Raw genomic sequence first — 20671 nt, 5'->3', positions numbered from 1 at the left:
CCATGTCGGCGGATGTGAAGTAAGAATAAGACAGGAGTTCGCGGTAATGAAAAAGCGACATTCGTTGGGCAGGATAATCGGTATCTTGTCCGGCCTGATGGTGGGCGGTGCGTTCACGGGTTGTGGGCAGCCGATTGACGGCGATGGCGGCGCGGCGCCGGAAGAGGTACAGGCCGGGGGCGCGGTCGAATGGCCGCAACTGACCAGTCGCGTTGCCGAAAACCCGCAACTGGAGGCGAGGCTCGACCAGCTGCTGGAGCAGATGACCCTGGAGGAAAAGGTGGGCCAGCTGTTCCAGGCGGAGCTGCGCGCAGTGACCCCGGAAGATGTGCGGGAATATCACCTGGGTTCCATCCTCAACGGCGGCGGCGCCTTCCCGAACAACAACAAGCACTCCAGCGTGGATGACTGGGTGGCGCTCGCGGACAGCTTCTATGCGGCCTCCATGGATACCAGCGACGGCGGCACCGCCGTTCCCATCATCTGGGGGACCGACGCGGTACATGGGCACAACAATGTGATCGGCGCGACCCTGTACCCGCACAATATCGCCCTGGGGGCAACCCGCAATCCCGATCTGATCCGCGAGATCGGCAAGGCCACCGCCGCCGAGGTGGCCGCCACCGGCATCGACTGGGATTTCTCCCCCACCCTGGCAGTGGCCCGCGACGACCGCTGGGGCCGCACCTACGAATCCTATTCCGAAGACCCGGCGGTGGTGAAAAGCTACGGCGGCCCCATGGTCGAGGGACTGCAGGGCGATCCGCAGAGCGACGGCTTCCTCTCCGGCGGCCAGGTGATCGCCACCGCCAAACACTTTATCGCCGACGGCGGTACCCGCGACGGTATCGATCGCGGCGATGCGGATATCAGCGAGGAAGAGCTGATGAAGATCCACGCCCCCGGTTATTTCACGGCGATCGAGGCCGGCGTGCAGACGGTAATGGCCTCCTTCAGCAGCTGGCAGGGTGAAAAACTGCACGGCCACGAATACCTGCTGACCGATGTGCTCAAGAAACAGATGGGCTTCGACGGTTTCGTGATCGGCGACTGGAACGGTCACCAGTTCGTCAACGGCTGCAGCAACACCAGCTGCCCGCAGGCGATCAACGCCGGTATTGATATGTTCATGGCACCGGACGGCGACTGGAAAAAACTCTACGCCAGCACCCTGGCCCAGGCCAAAGACGGCACCATCTCCAGCGGGCGCCTGAACGATGCGGTGCGCCGCATCCTGCGCGTCAAGCTGCGCGCGGACCTGTTCGAGCGCGGCGCCCCCTCCGAGCGCGCGCTGGCCGGTGACGAATCGGTAATCGGCGCACCGGAACACCGCGCCGTGGCGCGCCGGGCCGTGCGCGAATCCCTGGTACTGCTGAAAAACCGCGACCAGTTGCTGCCTCTGGCCCGCGACCAGCGCGTGCTGGTGGCCGGTGACGGCGCCGACAATATCGGCAAGCAGGCCGGTGGCTGGAGTGTCACCTGGCAGGGTACCGGCACGGACAACAGCGACTTCCCCGGGGCCACCTCCATCTACGACGGCATTGCCGAAGCGGTGACCTCCGCCGGCGGCGAGGCGGTGTTGAGCGAGGACGGCAGCTTCGAACGGAAACCCGATGTGGCCATCGTGGTGTTCGGCGAGGATCCCTACGCGGAAATGCAGGGTGATATCGCCAACCTAGACTACAGCGACGACGAGGACCTGGCGTTGCTGCGGAAACTGCACGCACAGGATGTCCCGGTGGTATCCCTGTTCATTACCGGGCGCCCGCTGTGGGTCAATCCCGAGATCAATGCCTCCGACGCCTTTGCCGTGATCTGGCAGCCGGGTACCGAGGGCGGCGGCGTGGCGGATGTGGTCTTCCGCGATGCCCGGGGTGAAGTGAACCACGACTTCGTCGGCAAGCTGCCGTTCACCTGGCCGGAAAACGCCGTGCCCACACCGCGCAACCTCGCCGACAGCGGACAGGCACTCTTCCCCTACGGCTACGGACTGGATTTTGGCGAGCGGGGCATTGCTGCGGCACAACTGCCGGAAGAAAGCGGCCTGACCCGGCGGGATATCGCCGATGCGCTGCCGGTATTCGAGGGCCGCGCCCTGGATCCCTGGAGCCTGGAAGTGGTCGACATCGCCAACAACCGCCAGCCGATCACCACCAGCATCGCCGAGCTGGATGGTATTCGCGTGCAGTCTGTAGACCGCAATGTCCAGGAAGACAGCCGCCGCCTGCAGTGGAGCGGTCAGGGGCCGGCCAGCGTCGGTTTCTTCGCCAACAGCCGCACGGACCTGAGCGCCTACCTCGAAGCCGACGGTGCGCTGGTGTTCGATGTGAAAGTCGACAAGGCGCCCAGCAGCGCGGCCAGCATCGGCATGAACTGCGGCACCGACTGCCTGGCCACCCAGCCGGTCACCGACCTGTTGCGCGCCGCCGAACCGGGCCAGTGGGGCACCGTCTCCGTGGCGCTGCAGTGCATGGCCGAGCAGGGGGCGCAGATGGATATGGTGCTGTCGCCCTTCTTTATGCTGACCGAAGGCGAGATGGATGTATCGGTCAACAGCATCCGCATCGCCACCGATGTGGAGGCGGATATCCAGTGCGGCTGATCTGATTCCGGTACACGATACCCGGAGGACAATAAGGTCATCGCAATCGTAGGGTGCACCCTGCGCACCGAAAGGCCTGGCGCCGATGCCAGGCTTTAGACGGTACGCACGGCGCACCCCGCTCCAGCTCCCTGAACCAAACCCCGAAACTTGAGTTTAAAAGAACAATAAAAACCGAACTTCTCTGCAGTTTCAGGACAGCTCCGGCACATCTCTACCCATCCGCCGGAACCCCGTCCACGCAGTTGGCTGTGAGATCCGCGCCCGGAACGCAACTGGCGGCGAGCGCTGTTTTTACCTCAACCCGCCGGTGCGTCCGCTCCGACAATCAATCGATGATAAAAGCAAAAAGCGAGAGAAAACCCATGCGTAAAATAGGAATCCCCGCAGTGTCGGGCACCTTCGCGGCCGGTCTGTTAGCAGCGTCGTTCGCGAGTGCACAGTCGGCCCCATCTGGTCAGACGAGTTCGACGGCGAGCGCATCGACCGCAGTGTCTGGACCTACAACACCGGCGGCAGCGGCTTTGGTAACGGCGAGTTGCAGTATTACACCGCCTCGCAAGACAACGTCTACCTCGAAGACGGCAACCTGGTGATCGAGGCGCGCCGCGAAGAATACGAGGGCAAGCCGTTCACCTCTGCGCGCCTGCATACCAACGGCCGCGTTGGCTTCCGTTACGGTACTCTCGAGGCGCGTATCAAGCTGCCGCAACTGGATAATGGCCTGTGGCCGGCCTTCTGGCTGATGGGTGACAACTACGGTGTGGACGGTTGGCCCCGGTCCGGCGAGATCGATATTCTCGAGGCCGGCTTCCGCTCTGCAATCGACAACGGCACCGTCAATCACGCGGTGTCCGGCGCGGTGCACTGGTGGCACGAGTCCGGCACCTGGAGCGACTGGCTGCAGGCGGACCACGCCGAGGACGTGGTGCTGTCCGATCCGCTCTACTCCGACTATCGCACCTATCGCCTGGACTGGACACCCGAGGAACTGGTGATCTCCGTGGACGACACGCAGGTGCTTACCATGGATATCACCGACCCCAATATGTCGGAGTTCCGCGACAACCCCATGCATATCCTGCTCAACCTGGCGGTTGGCGGCTGGAATTTTGTCGAGATCACCGATGCCGTGCAGATCACCGCGGACTTCCCGGCGAGAATGTACGTGGATTACGTGCGCCTCTATACCAACGAGCACACCGAACTGGAAGTGGCCAGTGAAGACTACCCGAGCGGCGATTTTGGTATCATGACCGAAACCCGGGAAGTGAAAAATGCGCTGGACTGGGAGAACAACACCAGCCTCTATATCTGGAACAGTACGGTCTGGTGCGAGATGGTGCCTGGCATCATGTAGCGATTCCCCTGTCCGGTTTCGAGGGTGTGGATATGGAAACCGTACAGACGCTGTTCAGCCTCTCCAGCCCGGCGCCGGCGGAGGCCTTCGAGATCGCCGTGGACAATATCTATCTCACCGAGAGCGAGCCGCTGCCGGCACCGCAGGATGGCAGCTTCGGCATCTACACCGAAACCGATACCAACAGCAGCGCCGGCACCCTGGTGGAGGGCGAGGACAGCGACCTGTTTATCTGGGAAGGTACGCTGAACCTGTCCCACGGCAATGCCCCGGAGGGCGACAGCGCACTCAACCTGGCCTCCACCGGCCTGGGCTGGTTCGGAATGGGCTTCGCTGACCGAGAGGGTTTCGATCTCTCTGCCTTCGACAACGAGGAGGCAGCGCTGCACTTTTCCATGCGCACCACGGACCAGACCGAATTCCGCATCGGTATGAAGAGCGGTAATGTGCAGGATATTGGCCAGACCTGGGTGACCTTCAGTCCCGGCAGTGACCCCTACGGTTTCTCCCGCGATGGCCAATGGCACCATATCGCCATTCCGATGACGGACCTGGCGGCAGATCTGGAATTTGCCGATATGCGCCAACTTTTCCAGGTGCTGGGCATCGGCGAGGTGAGCGACCCGTCGATCGACAATATCTACCTCTCCGGCGGCGACAGTGGAGAGAAATGCAAAACGGTGCGCTGGAAAAAAGGCCGACACAAATGCCTGCCCCTGCGTGGTGAGAAGCGGGGCTGGAAAAAAGGCAAGCCGCCATTCAACCGCGACTGACAAATTGGTGTAGGTTGGAGTTCGCGGGGCTCACTACAACCTACGCCTGCCTCGGTGCGGATCGGTTACCACAGGGTTTTCCACCCCGATAAAAAACCCGGGTCGAAAAAGCCGGGCTTTTTACTGGCCGGAAATCAATGCGAGGTTTTGGCGGCGGGAAGGCAATCCACGCATGCCGTCAAACCGGCGTCCTCCCCACAAGTAAAACGCCCTGTCCCTCCCGCGCGGATTTCCCATTCGCAAATCTGGCCACCCCTCGTGGCCTTCCCTTTTACATAGCAGGGAAGAAAGTCGTACCGATCGTGAAGTTCCTTGACAGATACTTTTCGCGTTTTGTCGAAATAGTGTTGGGCCTCTTCAGTGGTCAGGGAAAAATCTGAGCAGAAAGCCCCGCTGTCATCATCAACTCCCCTTCCTGTTATCTCCGTAACTGTGATATCTGTATTGGCCTTTGTGCAGCCGGGCAGAAACTGAACAGTGAGAAGAGAGAGCGTAAAAAACAGTATTTGCTTTACCATTTTGCAGTGCCTGCTTCAGAGGGCATTTTGTAGGAAACGTCAGGGTGCCGGTATATATCAGCTTTGGTTAGGCTGAATAACTGATATAGAGTGCCGATAAGCCATTGTAGTGAAGTGTTCTGTTGAGGAGATACGCTTTCGTAGGATTTGGCGGCGGCATCGTACTCCCCCACGATTTCAATGCCAAGAGAGTCCAGGTTGAGGGGGAATCAATCCGGGTAAGGCTTTGCCTTTTCGTGAGAATGTAGGTTAGAAATGCGGGTTGAATAGCGTTTTCCCTGCGCAAATAGAATGCTGGTTACAGTTTGTAGCTCTGCTTTCTTGCAGTTGTTGTTTTCATAGCATTTCGATTTTATTTTGCCAACGTGATAAGCCTTCTTTTCAAGGCTTGCTGTTTGGTAGACCTTTCCTGATTTGTCGATTAAAAAGTGCGCCCCATAACTGGATTTCTGATATGAATTGAAAGTGTGTTGTGCAGTAGGGGCCCCAGTTTGGTGAATGACTAAGGCATTGACAGAATTTAGAGGCCCTTTTTCAAGGCCGGGAAATACCCGTTGATGTACTTTAGGGTCAATCAGTAATCCATTCTTTAGGGTTGGCATGAGGCATCCTTGTCAGGTTTTATTCCGAACAGATCGCTATCATGAGTCTCAGGGGGAAAAGTTGTCAAAGGACTGTGCGAGAAAGCAGTTGGCTTCTGTTCCCTGAAAATGATCCTGATGGATGATGACACGAAATTTCTCGCAGAGAACTGCTGGATGTCAATAGGGGCGTAATCTTCCTCCTGTCCTGCGGTATCTCTCGGCTTCCCCACAAAAAATGCACCGACAAACGCCGGTGCACAGTGCCTGTCTTTTGGTGGAAAGATCAGTTGGGGAGGTGGGCGCTTTCGAAAGTTGCCACATAGAGGGGCGGGCGGTCCAGGAATTCGGCCCAGTGGGTATCGCCGTCGAGGAAGGTTTTCTGGAAGGCCGGTGCCAGTTGGCCCACGTAGCGATTGGCATCTTCCGGTCCGCCCCAGACCTTATGGCCGGCGTTGGAGGCCTCGTAGAAGAGTTTGGGCACGCCGTAGGGAATGCGGCGGTAGACGCCGTCGCTCTGGCCCAGGCCGCCGAGGTAGGTGGTATCCAGCGTGCCGTTGATGAGTAATGGTGGGTATGCGGCTATTTCCGCCGCGGACATCGCTGTCCACGACGGTTGTATTGGAGCCGGCGGACTATGGCTGTGCGACCGATGTTTCTTCCCTGGGCGCCCGCGTCTGTTTACGGTACTCCGTCGGCGACATTCCCACCAGCCGGCTGAAGAAGCGGTGGAAGGCGGACTTACTATTGAAGCCGGACTGCAGCAGGATATCGAGAATCGTCATGTCGGCGTTTTTCGCATCGGCCAGCAACGCTTTGGCCTCCTCCACGCGATAGGAATTCACGAACTCGAAGAAGTTGGTGCCGAAGTGTTTGTTGATAACGGCGGAGACCTCTTTTGCCGGCAGGTCCACTCTTTCGGAAAACTGTTCCAGGTTCAGGTTCTTCTTCAGGAATACCTTGTCGCCCTCCATCGCACGGCGGACCCGGTCGATGGCACTGTCGGATGGCTCCTCCTCCGGTACCTCGCGGCTGGCTTCCGGCCTGGTGTCCAGCAGCCGGTGGGCGTAGGTCAGGGTATAGGCGAAAAAGGCGTTCACCAGGATGAAGGTGATGTAGTTGTCGGCGATCCCCAGGTAGTCGGCAAGGGCCACGGACGAGAACCGGGCGAGGATATGCACCAGCAGAGTCCAGCCCCAACTGGCGGTCACGGCCAGCGTGAGGCCGCTCAGCCAGCTCAGCTCCTCGGTGGAGAAGTGGGAGTACTCGTCCTTCAATTCACCGCGGTAGCGGCGGATCAGCAGCACCGCGGCCAGCGCGTAGGCGAGTGGCACCAGCGTGGACAGGTCCCAGACAAGATCCACCAGCCCCGAGGGAATGCCCTGGCCGGCCACGGCAATGTGACGCAGGTCGTCGGCGCTCAGGCCGAATATGGCGATGCACAGCAGCATTACCACTGCCGGCAGCAGGTGGAGTGCATGGTGTCGCTGCAGGCGCAGGTTCTGCTGGGTCAGGGCCGAAACGTAGAGGTAGAAGGCCGGCCCCTTCAGCATCAGTGCGGCGAACAGCAGGTAGGGCACCATGTGCTGCTCGAACAGCGGCCACAGCGTGAACTGGTCGTTCCAGAGAATCAGGGTACAGGTGGAGGCCAGGGCCACGATCAGCAGGAAGGCGGTCAGCAGCAGAGCGTAGTTGCGTTCGCGCTGTGGCAGTACCAGTTGAAAGATGGACAGCAGCAGGCACTCCGCAGCGGTCATCAGCAATACCACATCGGGGATATTGAATACGTATTCTTTCATCTCGCTCGGGCTGGTTATTAGAGTTGTTTGTAGTGTTGTTCTGTCGCGCAGTATAGAGAATAACCAGCGCCGCGCCTATCTTGGCTTGCGATGAATTTTGTGGCTGTCGCCGGTTGCCATACGCTCTGTTGGCGGTTGTTTCATTTCGGCATCCATACTGGGAAAAGGGCAACCCGCGGTTTGCGACAGAGTGGAAAGCGCTCCGACCGAGCAGTCAACGATTCCAGTCCTGCGGAGATCCCGGCCCCGGAATGGCCGGCGTCCCGCCCGCCGGGCAAAGTGGCAAGGCCCCAGTTTGCCCCCGGTGGCGAAAGTGGGCCGACAGACCCGGCCCCTGCGGCGATGATCCGCATCACGCGACCGCCGCTGCCACACAGGCGGCATCCCTGGTTACTGCGGTCGCCGAGGCAGTGGGCTCCATCGCCTTCTTCTTCCTTTCTGCTAGTTGGACCGGCCCCAGTGCCGGTCTTTTTTTGGCCGCATGTTTGTCGGCGCCCCCCGCAAAAGTGCCGACTGGCGCCTGTCTCCCCCTCCCGGTGGAGGGGAGACGCCATCGGCGCCGGGGAGGGCTGGTTTTTTACCCGCCGAATCCGTAACTTATAGCGCCGCTTTTCAGGGAGATAACAGGTAATAAGCAATGACAAGCATCGTAGCGGATATCGGCGGTACCAACGCCCGCTTTGCCATCGCCCAGCCCACCGACGGCGGCTATGAACTGCAGTGCCTCAAGGTGGTGGACTGCCAGCAGTTCGCCGGCTTCGATGCCGCCTTCCACCACTGGATCGAGAGCCTCGACCGGTCGGTGCCCGAGCGCGCCTGTATCGCCGCGGCCGGCCCGGTGGACAGGACCGAGGCCGGCGGCCGCGTCTATATGACCAACCTGGGCTGGAGTATTTGCGCCGATTCGCTGCGTAGGGAGTTCGGCTTTGCCCACCTGGAATTGATCAACGATTTCGCCGCGCTGGCCCTGTCCCTGCCCAAACTGGGCAGCGAGGACTACACGGTGCTGAGGGACGCGCCGCGGATCGAGGGCGCACAGATGGCGGTGCTGGGTCCGGGCACCGGCCTTGGCGTGGCCGGCCTGGCGGTGGAAAACGGCCGCTATCACGTACTGGCCGGTGAAGGTGGCCACGCCAACCTGGCCCCGGCCACCGAGCGCGACCTGCAGCTACTGCAGATACTGATGCGGGACCGCCAGCCGGTGTTCAACGAGTGGGTGCTGTCCGGCAACGGCCTGGTGAATCTCTATCGCGCCGTCTGCGAACTGAACGGCAAGCGGGCCGAAGATCTGACCCCGCCGGATGTGGGGAGCCGCGGCCTGGATGGTTCCGACCCGATGTGCCGTGAAGCCCTGATCGACTTCCTCAACTTCCTCGGCAGCACCGCCGGCGACGCGGCGCTGTACCTGGGGGGCCGCGGCGGTGTTTTCCTCGGCGGCGGCATACTGCCGCGTATCGCCGAACTGCTGCCGGAAAGCGACTTCGAACAGCGTTTTCTCGACAAGGGCCGGGTCCACGGCTGGATGGAGACGGTCCCCCTGTACGCCCTGAAAGCCGGGTTTCAGGCCCTGATCGGGGCCGCGGTACAGCTGGATAACTGAGCGGGCGGCAGCTTCCATTTCAGTCTGGCCCACGCAATCCCGCGCCACCGGAAATGCAGGTGGGAGGAGGGGATTCTGATTCCTTTCATCGCTATCCGGAGGGATTTCCATTTCCCGGATAGATCGAAATCGAGTCTTTTCTGGACGTTCTGCCAACGTTTTGATTGTTTTCTGGACAGATTGGGCCTGTGAAATCATCATATGCGGCCCGGACGGGGACTGTGGTGGATCGAGGGGTGGAGGGGCATATCGAGTCTCTCCAGATGGTTCCGCCGCTTCCGGGTCGGGTCACTTGGGCCCGATAAAGTCTATGTAAAACAAGTGGTTACGGTGTGTTATCGCGCCGGGCCCGGGGGCCCGGTCGCTTCTCCCGCCTCCTCCCCCTCGGGGGGAGGATGTTATGGATGATAGGCGCTCATAGGATGCAACTACTCACCATAACGATAAATCCAGGGAGAAGATGATGAGTCAATCCTATAAAGGTAAGGGGGCCTTCCGGCCCACTTTGCTGTCCGCTGCGGTAGCAGCCGTGAGTGTTTCGCTGCCGGCTTTCGCCGCAGAAGAGGGCGTCTCCAATACACTTGAAGAGGTAACTGTCACCGGCTTCCGCAAGAGTGTGATGGACTCCATCGACACCAAACGCGACGCCAAGGCCGTGGTTGAGGCTATCTCCGCCGAGGATATCGGCAAGCTGCCGGATTCCTCCATCGCCGAGTCCATCTCGCGCCTGCCGGGGCTCGCCACCCAGCGTCTGGATGGTCGCGCCAGTCGGGTGACCATCCGCGGTTTTGGTGAAAACGAGAGTGCCACCACCTTCAATGGCCGCGAGCAGGTTTCCATTGGCGATAACCGCGGCGTAGAGTTCGATCTCTATCCCTCAGAGATCATGAGTGGTGTCACTGTCTATAAAACGCCGCAGGCCAATATCGAGGCAGAAGGTATTGCCGGCGTGATCGACATGCAGACCGTCAAACCGCTGGAGCGTGGCGAGCGTGTGGTCAAGTTCAATGGGCAGCTGGAGCAGACTGGTTTCGACAAGCTGAATCCGGACGGCGAAGATAGCGGTCATCGCGCCACCTTCTCCTATATCGACCAGTTCGCCGACGACACTATCGGTGTAGCTTTCGCCTACAACACCATGAGCTCCCCGAACCAGGAAGAGCGCTGGAATACGTGGGGCTATCGCACAGACACGCCGGGGCTGGAAGATTACTCTGTACTGGGTGGGGCCAAGCCCTTTGTACGCTCCTCCGTACTGGAACGCGACAGCGCCATGCTGGTAGTGGAACTGCAGCCCAACGACAAGCTGCACACCACTTTCGATGCCCTCTACGTGGACTTCAATGACGAGAAGATCCTGCGTGGTATCGAGGTTCCGATGGCCTGGGGGCAGGGTCCTGTCAGTGCCAACGAAATCGACGAAGCGTCCGGCTTTGTCAGCAGCGGTACCGTGGAAGACCAACGCGTCGTTGTGCGTAACGACCTGGAAACTCGCCAGGCCGAGCTGGGATCCTTCGGTTTCAATACCAAGTACGATTTCAGCGACACTTTCCAGTTGGAGTTCGATGCCAGCCATTCAACTGTCGAGCGGGATATCTGGAGCTTCGAGAGTTACTCCGGCACTGGCCGCGGTGATAACGAAGGTATTGCCGAAGACCTCACCTATACCTTTGACGGAGGCAACACCGGCGCCAAATTCGACCACGAACTGGACTACAGTGATTGGGATCTGATCCAGCTAGGTGGTCCGCTGTCTTGGGGTGCCAGCTCCGCGTTGAACGATTACTACAACCTGACCGGTACAGCAGGCGAGAATACCGCACAGGACGGCTTCCTCAATACGCCGACTATCGATGACGAGCTGACCACGATCAAACTCGCCGCCAGCCAGATGGTGGATCTGGGCTTAGTCAACGAAATCAACTACGGCGTTTCCTACCGCGATCGCACCAAGACCAAGCAGTCCGGCGGTTACTACATGACTCTGACGGACTTCCCGGAGATGCTGGAAGTGCCGGAGGACTACCGTCTGGGTACGGCTTCCCTGGACTTTATCGGCATGGGCGACATGATCGCCTACGACGCCGCAGCAATGATGAACGACGGTTACTACAACCTGCTGGACGAGTCGCTCACCGGGATCGACCACCTGACAAAGTCCTACAGTGTCAGCGAAGAAGTGACCGCTGCGTTTGCGCAGGCAGGCTTTGAAACCCAGGTGGCGGGGCTGCCGCTTTCCGGCAATGCCGGGCTGCGCTACGTCTACACCGAACAGCAGTCCAGGGGCCATGCCGGCCAGACCACCGAAGAGGGCCTGGTCGTCGCCACGCCGACCAAACTCGGTCATGATTACGGCCGGCTGTTGCCGAGCCTGAACCTGGCGTTGGAGATCGACGACCAGCAGACCCTGCGCTTCGGTGCGGCAAAAACCATTTCCCGCGCGCGCATGGATGAAATGAACGCGTCCCTGGAAGTGAATTACAACCAGACGCCGGATACGAATGGCAACAACTGGGTAATTAGTGGCGGCAACCCGACGCTGGAGCCGAAGGAGGCGGTCGGTGTCGACCTCTCCTACGAAAACTACTTCAGCGACGAAGGTTACTTCTCGGCCGCTCTTTTCTGGAAGGATCTGAGCAACTGGCACTTTGACGACAACTATCAGGTTGAGCTGACGGGTGTGGCGGATCCGTCCACCGGGGAAGTGCCGGAGAATTCCACAGCCACTGCCTATGGCAAGATCAACGCCGGCGGCGGTACCCTGCAGGGTTACGAGCTGTCTGTGACCCTGCCATTCAACGCCTTCTCCGAGAGCCTGGATGGTTTCGGCCTGCTGGCCAGCCACACCGGCGTGAGTTCCGATATCGAGGACCAGAACGACAACGAGTTCGAACTGCCGGGACTGTCCGACCGTATCGAAACCCTGACCCTGTACTACGAGAACCATGGTTTCTCCGCCCGCACCAGCGTGCGCAAGCGTTCCGACTTCAAGGGCGATGTCTACGGTCTCGGCTTTAATACCGAGCAGGTGGATGTACTGGGTGAAACCATTGTCGACGCCCAGCTCGGTTACGACTTTACCGATGCCGGTATCTCCGGCCTTGAGGGGCTGTCCGTCTATCTGCAGGGAATCAACCTGACTGACGAACCCTTCACCACCCTGAGTGGCGACAATGAGCTCCAGGTACGCGACTACCAGAGCTACGGCAAGACTTACCTGTTGGGCTTCAGCTACGAGCTGTAATTCCGCCAGCTAGTCTCGCAGATAAAAGACCCCTGCAATTCCGTATTGCAGGGGTTTTTTTGTCGATCGCGAGGATTGCGAAAATGACAGCTGCACTTCTATTCAGGATCGAACCATCTCTTCGCCATCAAGCGGCTGTTTCAAACAGGCCGGACCGGGCTACCGCTCCCTGATCAGGATCAGTCCATCCCGTGCATCGATTGCCATATCGTTGGGCTGGTGGTCGAAAGCCTGTCCCTTTTCATTCAGTACATCGCGCCAGCGCGAGTCTCCCAGTATTGCTGTCGAAACGGCCTTTTCCCGGGGGGAGTTGTTCAGTATGACCAGGGCCCGGTTGTCGCGATAGGTGCGCTGATAGCCGTAGAGCTGGCGCTCATCGTCGATCAGTACCGGCTCGAAATCACCCAGTTGCAGCGCCGGATTTCGGTTGCGAACCCGAATCAAAGCCCGGTAGTGGGATAGCAGACCCGTATTGACAGCCACTTTGTCGGGGGATCGCGTACTGCCGTCGGGCATGTAGACTTCGTCTTCATACTCGATATCGGACCAGATCATCGGTTTGCGTGAATCCGGGTCATTTGCACCCCACATGCCCACTTCGTCGCCGTAGTAGATCATCGGCGCGCCCACGTAGGTCATCTGGAAGATGGCAAAGAGTTTTTGCAACTGAATCTCATGCCGGTTGGGTTTGCGCACAGAGTAGTCGGGGTTGTTGGTAACCTGTGACTTGGTAAAGTAATCCCCCCAGTCCCGGAAGTTGCCGATTCCGCGATTGACGATATGCGAGCCAATCCGGTTGGCGTCGTGGCTTCCAAACAGGTTCTGCACGACGTAAGCCACGCCCTGTGGATAGAGCCCCCGGAGATCCGCCAGTTTCCGGTTGAACTCGCTGACGCTGATGTCTGTGTCTGTGGGATTGAAGAAGAACTCGGCAGCGGCGAAGGCAAAGTTGTAATTCATCTCGCCGTCGAATTCGTCGCCCTGGAAGTAGGGTTTTACTGTTTCCGGCTCGTCGACGATCTCTGCGGTCAGATAGGCCTCGGGATTGATCGATTTTACGTGGTTGCGCCAGGCCTTCCAGAAATTGTGGTGAACGTCGTAGGCGACATCCAGCCGCCAGCCGTCAATGCCGTGCCCGACACCCTTGCCCATCGGGTTCATCCAGCGCCGGGTAGCGGCAAATACATAGTTTCTCGGTCCCTCTACCAGGCCGTTTTCATCCTCCTTGAACTCGGGCAGGGACTCCACGCCGAACCAGCCGGAGTACCTGAATTTCGTCCCCTTGCGTTCATTGCGGAAGGACTCGACCGTAAACCAGTCTTTGTAGGGCGACTCTTCCTGGTACTCGAGCAGGTTCTGGAAGGCAAAACTATTGGTGCCCATATGATTGAATACGCCGTCGAATATGATCCTGATACCGCGTTCATGGGCTTCGTCAATCAGCTTCAGCGCCAGTTCATCGGCCCTGGTCCAGACCCAGCTGGAAGGATCCTGCGGGTTCTCCTCGGCCATCAATTTCCGGTCGCCTTCGGGGTCCGGCCCGAAATTGGGGTCGATATGGTGGTAGCTGGCGCCGTCGTACTTATGCAGCGACGGCGAGTCGAAGACGGGATTCAGGTAAATGGCATTGATGCCTAGGTCGCTCACATAGTCGAGCTGATCGATGATTCCCTGAAGGTCGCCGCCATAGCGGCGCCGCAACAGGTGCTTCCAGAGTTCCCGCTCGTCATTGGCTTGTTCGTAGGGTTGCAACCGGTACCAGTCGCTACCCCAAGGGTGAATCTGCCATTCCCTGGGCGGCTCCTGCGGATCGGCGCCGAGAATATCCTTCATTTTCGGGTCGTTGGAAGGGTCGCCATTGCGGAAGCGTTCGGGGAAAATCTGGTACCAGACGGCCCGCTTCGCCCATTGCGGCACGAATTCCTCGCCGTCCTGGGCGCTGGAAACCGTGGGGCCACTGAGCATCGCGGAGGACAGGGCGATTGTCGCAAGCCGGTTAATATTCTTCATGTTGAGCTTCTCTTGTATCAGCCTGTGTCAATGTACAACTTACAAGGGTGCGGGAGTTGTGCAGGGGCGGGGTTTCGGCGGCAAATAAATGCCGAGCGGGGTTGCGGTTCTCACGGTGCTGACCTCCAGAGGTACCGGTGACGATAGTTTTCCAGTATCCAATGGTAGGCCGACTACCGCGTCAGCCCCTTGTGGGGAGTAGGGTGGGGGGTGGCCGCCGGACAGGGCCGGCGGCCGGTTGGCTTGCAGCTCAGTCGATTAGGCGTGGCTAAACTCGTTACAGACCATAACATCCGTATCCAGCGAGCCGATCACCCGCTCGGCGGTGTTGCCCCGCAGCAGCGAGCCGGTGGCGCCGTACTGGTTGAGGGTGCCCATCACCACCAGGTCCGCGTCGATTTCGCTGGCTATGTCCGCCACCACTTCGTTGGTATAGCCCTGCTTGACGTGAATGCGGTGGGTGGGGACGCCGGTCTTGTCCGCCAGCTTGGCCAGGGCGCCGCGGTCCGGGTAGAGCATGGAATCCAGGTAGGCGTTCACCAGGTGCAGCTCCGCATCGTAGCGCTCGGCGAAATAGTTGGCCTGTGAACTGATCAGGCGGTTGAGTTCCCGCTGCCCGGCTTTCTGTGCCTGGTAGTTGACTGTGGCCAGCACCACCTTGCGGTTGTCCTTGGCGCCGGGGCGAATCAGTACCACCGGGCACCTGGCCTGTTTCAGCACCTGCCATTTGGATTCTGTGAATGTAAATCGACGGCTGGTCTTGGCGTGTACCGGCAGGTAGACCAGTTCGGCACTGTAGCGCTTGGACTCCTGTATGATCGCGCCCTGCCAGTCGCTGGACCAGCACACCTGCAGCTCGTAATCCAGGCCGGCTTCCTCTAGCGGGGTGCGGATCTGGTCGCGGAACCAGAACTCGTCGCGAAACAGGTGGTCGTTGCTTGCGCGGGTGTCGACGGCCTCGCCGTCCACGGCGACAAAAATGACCAACCTGGGTTGGGGGTTGCGCAGTCTGGCGGTGGTGAGGGCCCGTTCCAGGGCTACGTGCTTTTCATCGTTGGGGTCGACGACGACAAAGATGGTTTTCTGCTCGGCTTGCATTTTCTCTCCTCAGCTGGGAATTCCCTGATGCACGCCCGATGGTTCGGAAACTACCATCGAACGAGCCAGTCCCCGGCCGCGCCAGCCGCGCATACCCCTCGGCCGGCTGCAGCCGGCAGGGGTAGATTAACACACCTCCGTGTCTGTTTTCGGAGTTCAGCTTTCCGGTGTTATCTGTTCCAGTTCTGCTTTCAGTTCCTTCAGTTTTTCCTTCACCCGCGCCGCATTGTCCGGCCCCATGCGGATCATCAGTTTGTGCACCCCGGGCAACCGCTCCAGCTTGGGGTCGGCAAATTTGTAGTAGACCGACGGGCGCACCAACTGGATGGGCTCGTCTACATCGGAGGCGGCCAGGGCCTGGTCGATGGCTTTCAGCAGCACGTTGTGGAATTTTTTATCCCGCATTCCCAGTTCGCCGAAGGCCTCCCGCAGGCGCGGGTACCAGAACTGGTAGAGATCGATGGCGGTGTCGGTATCCATGGCGGCAAACAGGCGCACGGGCGTGTCGTAGCGACGGTAGTTTTCCTCCGACAGCACCATTCCGGTGGCCCCTTCCTCATCGACCGCCAGCTCCCCTCTGGGCGAGTTATAGGGGCGGTTCTTGGCCATCATCTGGCCGCTGGAGGCGGCGTTGACGGCGGCCACCCATTTGCGCAGCAGTTCGTCGGAAACCAGCCAGCGACCCAGGGCGCCGTCCGGTGCCAGGCTCAGCAGGTCGCCGCGGAAGGTCTCGTCGCTGTCGTTCAGCGGCGGCAGCTCGCGCTCCGGTTCCGGGGCTGGCTCCGCGGGGGCGGGTTCCGGTTCGGCGGGTGCGGGTTCCAGGTCCGGTGCCGGCTCCTCCGCCTGCTCCGGCTCTTCGACCGCCACCGGCGGCGCCGGCTCGGGCGCCTTGTCCGCGGACAGGATAAAGTAGGCGGCAATGGCGATGATGGCGATGACTGCCAGGCCGATGATCCAGCCGCGATTCGATTGTTGTTCCGACATCCCCAGCTCTCCTTGATCTGAATAGGCTGTTCGATAGTGTACTGTGATGGACTTCTCGTTGGGAAAGTTCCCGCCGCCTCTCTTTGTATGGTAGACACCGGCATAATGCAATCGTATTGACCCGGCAGTCGCGCTACGCCCCCGGCCTGGAGGATGTGGACGGCGCGGCCGCTGGTAGAGTTGTCTGCTCGAGAAACCGTGAAAGTATGTCGAGAGAATAAAATGAAACGCATCGCCGCGAGCCTGATTGCCATGCTGGGAATCAGCGCCTGTACCGACACCACCGTTGCCGATCCACAGCCCGGCGACAGTTTCTGGTCCAATGCCACCATCTATTTCATGTTGCCGGACCGCTTTCGCAACGGCGATCCGGACAACGACCTCAGCTACGGCCGCGGGCGCGACGGAGCCCGGCTGCGCAGTTTCACCGGCGGCGACCTGCGCGGCGTGATCGACAAGCTCGAGGAGGGCTACTTCAGTGACCTGGGCGTGGACGCCCTGTGGATGTCGCCGGTATACGAACAGATTGAAGGCGCCACCGACGAGGGCACGGGCCTCACCTATCCCTACCACGGCTACTGGCCCCGTGACTGGACTGGAGTCGACAGGAACTTCGGCACTGAGGCCGACCTGGCCGAACTGATCGATACCGCCCACCGCCGTGGAATCCGGGTGCTACTGGATGTGGTCATCAACCACACCGGCCCGGTGACCGAAAAGGATCCGCTGTGGCCCGAGTCCTGGGTCAGGCCCGGACCGGTCTGCGACTGGACCGGATTCGCCGGCACAGTGCGCTGCACTCTGGTGGAGAACCTGCCGGATATCCGCACAGAGAGTGAAGAGCCGGTATCGCTGCCGCCGCAACTGGTTGAAAAATGGCGCGAAGAGGGGCGCCTGGCACAGGAGCGGGCGGAACTGGATACATTTTTCGAGCGCACCGGCTATCCGCGCACGCCGAGATACTACCTGATCAAGTGGACGACCGACTGGGTGTGGGAATACGGTGTGGACGGCTTCCGCGTGGATACCACCAAGCATGTGGAGCCGCGGGCCTGGGCGGAACTCAAGAAAGAGGCAAGTCATGCGCTGGCACAGTGGAAAGCGGAAAACCCCGATAAAAAGCTCGACGATCGCGATTTTTATATGGTCGGTGAAGTCTATGGCTACGGCATCAACGATTTCGGAGCGAGCGAGGGCCGCGAGTACGACTTCGGCGATCGCCGAGTGGATTTCTTCGACTACGGCTTCGACAGCCTGATCAACTTCGACCTGGTCCAGCGCGCCGGCGAAGATATGGAAAGTATCTTCTCCAGCTACTCGGACAGCCTGCACGGCGGTGCGCTCGATGGCGTCAGCGTGCTCAACTACCTGACTTCGCACGACGACATGCACTCCTTCGACCGCGAGCGCGAGCATGCGCGGGAGGCCGCGTTCAAGCTGATGCTGGCCCCCGGCGCCGCGCAAATCTACTACGGCGACGAACTGGGCCGCCCCCTGACCGCATCCGCCAACGGCGACGCCCAGCTGCGCAGCCCGATGAACTGGCAGGATCTGGAAAAGCCGCAGACCCGCGAGCTGCTGGCCCACTGGCAGAAGCTGGGCCAGTTCCGCCGAGAGCATCCGGCGGTGGGTGCCGGTGTACACAGTAAGATCGCCGACAAGCCCTATACCTTTGCCCGCACGCTGGACGGTGAATCCCCGGTGGTGGTTGCTGTCGACAGCGGGCGCGGCGAAAAATCCATTGCCGTGGGCGATACCTTTGCCGAAGGGGCGCGGTTGGAGGATTTCTATTCCGGCAAAACGGCGGTCGTCGAGGGCGGTCGCGTAAGCCTGGATACGCCCTCCGGACTGGTGCTCCTGGCGCCGGCCGAATAGACCATCTTCCCGTCTCCCGGCGGATCCCCCGCCATCGGGCGGGGGATTTTCTGGCGCTTGAATTTGCTACGCCCCACAGCGGGTGGATGCCGGGGATTTGTCCCTTTCCTTAAGCTGTTCCCGCGCTGCCCGGCAAGCTGTCCGGCCGGCAGTTGAAAGTTCCTAAATAACAATAACGGGAAACAGCGATGAAACCACAGACCCAGACCAGCAACTGGTTTGCGGGCGCGGCCATGGTGATCGGCGCGCTCGCCAGTAACAATCTCTCCGCCGGCACAGCGTTTGTGCACCTGTTCGAATGGCGCTGGAACGATATCGCCAGCGAGTGCGAAAATTTTCTCGGCCCCAAAGGTTACGACGCAGTTCAGATATCGCCGCCCCAGGAGCATATTAGTCACGATACCTGGTGGGCCCGCTACCAGCCGGTAACCTACACCAACCTCAGCAGTCGCAGCGGCACCGAGTCGGAACTGGCCAGCATGATCCAGCGTTGCCACGCCGCCGGTGTCAAGGTGTATGCAGATGCGGTAATCAATCACACCGCCGCCCACAACAGCGGCGGTACCGGCTGGGGCGGCACGCCCTGGAGCCTGACCAACCACCCGGAATTCTCCCCCGCGGATTACCACGCCGGCTGTGATATCACTGATTACGGTGATGCCGGCAACGTCTGGAATTGCCGCCTCAGCGGCCTGCCGGACCTGGATACCGGTTCCGGTTATGTGCGCGACACCCTGGCGGCCTATTTCAACAAGCTGTCGAACATGGGCGTGGATGGATTCCGTATCGATGCGGTCAAGCATATGAGCCCCACCGACCTCGATGTCATCCTCGGCGCGGCCGGCAACCCCTGGGTTTTTTCCGAGGTGATCGGCGCGGCCGGGGAAGCGGCCGAAATCCAGCCCGCAAACTACACCCACCTTGGCCGGGTCACGGAATTCAAATACGGTACCGATGTTGCTGGCAACTTCAACGGCCAGATCAAATACCTGGAGACAATTGGTGAATCCTGGGGGCTTCTCGGCTCCGGGAAAGCGGTGAACTTCATCGACAACCACGACCGCGAGCGTGGCCACGGCGGTGGCGGAAACCTTACCTATAAGGACGGGGCCAGGTACAACCTCGCCAATATTTTCATGCTGGCACATCCCTACGGTTACCCGAAAATTATGTCCGGCTATGCCTTCAGCGATACGGAGATCGGCCCGCCCGCCAGTGGCCCGCAGGACTGTGGCAACAGCGCCTGGGTCTGCCAGCACCGCTGGGGCAACATCGCCAATATGGTCGGTTTTCGCAACCATGTGGATGGCACCCCGCTGCAGAACTGGTGGGACAACGGCGATAACCAGATCGCCTTCAGCCGCGGACAGAAGGGGTTCGTCGTGATCAACAACGAGAGCGGCAGCCTGGAGCAGAACCTGTACACCGGCCTGCCCGCCGGGGCCTACTGCAATGTCCTGGACGGGGACGAGCCCTGCAGCGGCGATGTAATCAGCGTGGGAGCCGATGGTTACGCACAATTCAGTGTGGCCGCCAACAGTGCCGCCGCGATTCACGGCGGTGCCCCCGCAGCGCCTTGCAGCGACTGCATCGCGCAGAACTTCCCGCAGCTCTATTTCCGCGGTACGCCCAATAACTGGGGCACCACGGCAATGGATCTGGTGGCGGATAACACCTGGCGTACGACGGTGGTGTTTGACGGCAGCAGTGAACAGCGTTTCAAGTTTGATGTGGAGGGTGACTGGAGCTGGAATTACGGCGATAGCGATGGCGACGGCATCCTGGAGCAGGGCGGCGGCGATATCCATACACCGATCAGTGGTACCTATCGCGTGGAGGTCAACGACCGGACCCTGACCTACAGCCTGGCCTGCATATCGGATTGCGGCACCCTGCAATCCAACCTGCCCTCACTTCACTTCCGCGGCACAGCCAACAGCTGGGGCAGCACTGCGATGACACTGGTGGCGGACAACACCTGGGAAGCGATAGTGAGCTTCGACGGCAGCGAGGATCAGCGCTTCAAATTCGATGTGTACGGCGACTGGACAGAAAACTACGGGGACAGCGACGGAGATGGCATCCTGGACCGGGCCGGTGTCGATATCCCCACCGTTGTAAATGGCAGCTACCGTGTTACCGTGGACGACACGGCCATGACCTATTCGCTTGAAACCGAATAACCGCCCCGCCTTCCCTTTCCGCGCCGCTTTTTTCGGCGCGGAAT

Annotated in this window: 14 protein-coding genes; 7 read left to right on the top strand and 7 right to left on the bottom strand. The window is 60.2% G+C overall.

Going from position 1 to position 20671, the window contains the following annotated elements; all coding sequences use genetic code 11:
• Positions 1 to 46: 46 nt before the first annotated feature.
• The 3 genes from OQE62_RS04940 (at position 47) to OQE62_RS04930 (ending at position 4735) form a co-directional block, all read left to right on the top strand.
• On the top strand, positions 47 to 2602 hold the full coding sequence (locus tag OQE62_RS04940) for a glycoside hydrolase family 3 protein (RefSeq protein WP_265720888.1): 2556 nt from the start codon (positions 47 to 49) through the stop codon (positions 2600 to 2602).
• A 538-nt stretch (positions 2603 to 3140) separates the two neighbouring features.
• Positions 3141 to 3962, top strand: coding sequence for a glycoside hydrolase family 16 protein (locus OQE62_RS04935; RefSeq protein ID WP_265720887.1), 822 nt, complete (start codon positions 3141 to 3143; stop codon positions 3960 to 3962).
• Positions 3935 to 4735 (top strand): hypothetical protein, encoded by an 801-nt coding sequence (locus tag OQE62_RS04930; RefSeq protein ID WP_265720886.1) that lies wholly within the window; start codon positions 3935 to 3937, stop codon positions 4733 to 4735. The genes OQE62_RS04935 and OQE62_RS04930 overlap by 28 nt, the downstream gene beginning before the upstream one ends.
• Before the next feature lie 134 nt (positions 4736 to 4869).
• On the opposite strand, the gene OQE62_RS04925 is transcribed toward OQE62_RS04930, so the two are convergent.
• The 4 genes from OQE62_RS04925 to OQE62_RS04910 all read right to left on the bottom strand — a co-directional run bounded on the left by OQE62_RS04925 (position 4870) and on the right by OQE62_RS04910 (position 7633).
• Complete coding sequence (locus OQE62_RS04925) at positions 4870 to 5253, bottom strand: hypothetical protein (RefSeq protein ID WP_265720885.1); 384 nt, start codon at positions 5251 to 5253, stop codon at positions 4870 to 4872.
• Between the two features lie 209 nt (positions 5254 to 5462).
• The gene (locus OQE62_RS19475; RefSeq protein ID WP_377535741.1) at positions 5463 to 5855 is read right to left on the bottom strand and encodes a peptidoglycan recognition protein family protein; all 393 of its coding nucleotides are present in this window, start codon (positions 5853 to 5855) and stop codon (positions 5463 to 5465) included.
• A gap of 265 nt (positions 5856 to 6120) precedes the next feature.
• Positions 6121 to 6435, bottom strand: coding sequence for a hypothetical protein (locus OQE62_RS04915; protein WP_265720884.1), 315 nt, complete (start codon positions 6433 to 6435; stop codon positions 6121 to 6123).
• A gap of 34 nt (positions 6436 to 6469) precedes the next feature.
• A complete protein-coding gene (locus tag OQE62_RS04910; RefSeq protein ID WP_265720883.1) occupies positions 6470 to 7633 on the bottom strand; it encodes a helix-turn-helix domain-containing protein in 1164 nt (387 codons plus the stop codon).
• Between the two features lie 637 nt (positions 7634 to 8270).
• Between OQE62_RS04910 and glk the strand changes: the two genes are divergently transcribed.
• Together glk and OQE62_RS04900 are read left to right on the top strand one after the other, a co-directional pair.
• Positions 8271 to 9233 (top strand): glucokinase, encoded by a 963-nt coding sequence (gene glk / locus OQE62_RS04905; protein ID WP_265720882.1) that lies wholly within the window; start codon positions 8271 to 8273, stop codon positions 9231 to 9233.
• A gap of 463 nt (positions 9234 to 9696) precedes the next feature.
• On the top strand, positions 9697 to 12477 hold the full coding sequence (locus OQE62_RS04900) for a TonB-dependent receptor (RefSeq protein ID WP_265720881.1): 2781 nt from the start codon (positions 9697 to 9699) through the stop codon (positions 12475 to 12477).
• Between the two features lie 159 nt (positions 12478 to 12636).
• On the opposite strand, the gene OQE62_RS04895 is transcribed toward OQE62_RS04900, so the two are convergent.
• The 3 genes from OQE62_RS04895 to OQE62_RS04885 all read right to left on the bottom strand — a co-directional run bounded on the left by OQE62_RS04895 (position 12637) and on the right by OQE62_RS04885 (position 16569).
• Positions 12637 to 14487, bottom strand: coding sequence for a glycoside hydrolase family 13 protein (locus OQE62_RS04895; protein WP_265720880.1), 1851 nt, complete (start codon positions 14485 to 14487; stop codon positions 12637 to 12639).
• 258 nt (positions 14488 to 14745) lie between these two features.
• The gene (locus OQE62_RS04890; protein WP_265720879.1) at positions 14746 to 15585 is read right to left on the bottom strand and encodes a universal stress protein; all 840 of its coding nucleotides are present in this window, start codon (positions 15583 to 15585) and stop codon (positions 14746 to 14748) included.
• 156 nt (positions 15586 to 15741) lie between these two features.
• The gene (locus OQE62_RS04885; RefSeq protein ID WP_265720878.1) at positions 15742 to 16569 is read right to left on the bottom strand and encodes a DUF3014 domain-containing protein; all 828 of its coding nucleotides are present in this window, start codon (positions 16567 to 16569) and stop codon (positions 15742 to 15744) included.
• Between the two features lie 222 nt (positions 16570 to 16791).
• Between OQE62_RS04885 and OQE62_RS04880 the strand changes: the two genes are divergently transcribed.
• Both OQE62_RS04880 and OQE62_RS04875 read left to right on the top strand, forming a co-directional pair.
• Positions 16792 to 18444 (top strand): alpha-amylase family glycosyl hydrolase, encoded by a 1653-nt coding sequence (locus tag OQE62_RS04880; protein WP_265720877.1) that lies wholly within the window; start codon positions 16792 to 16794, stop codon positions 18442 to 18444.
• A 188-nt stretch (positions 18445 to 18632) separates the two neighbouring features.
• Positions 18633 to 20627, top strand: a complete 1995-nt coding sequence (locus OQE62_RS04875; RefSeq protein ID WP_265720876.1) for an alpha amylase C-terminal domain-containing protein — start codon at positions 18633 to 18635, stop codon at positions 20625 to 20627.
• Positions 20628 to 20671: the final 44 nt, after the last annotated feature.

The sequence above is a fragment of the Microbulbifer halophilus genome (genome assembly GCF_026183675.1).
Taxonomy (GTDB): Bacteria; Pseudomonadota; Gammaproteobacteria; order Pseudomonadales; family Cellvibrionaceae; genus Microbulbifer; species Microbulbifer halophilus.
This window is presented reverse-complemented; position numbering and strand designations above follow the sequence as displayed.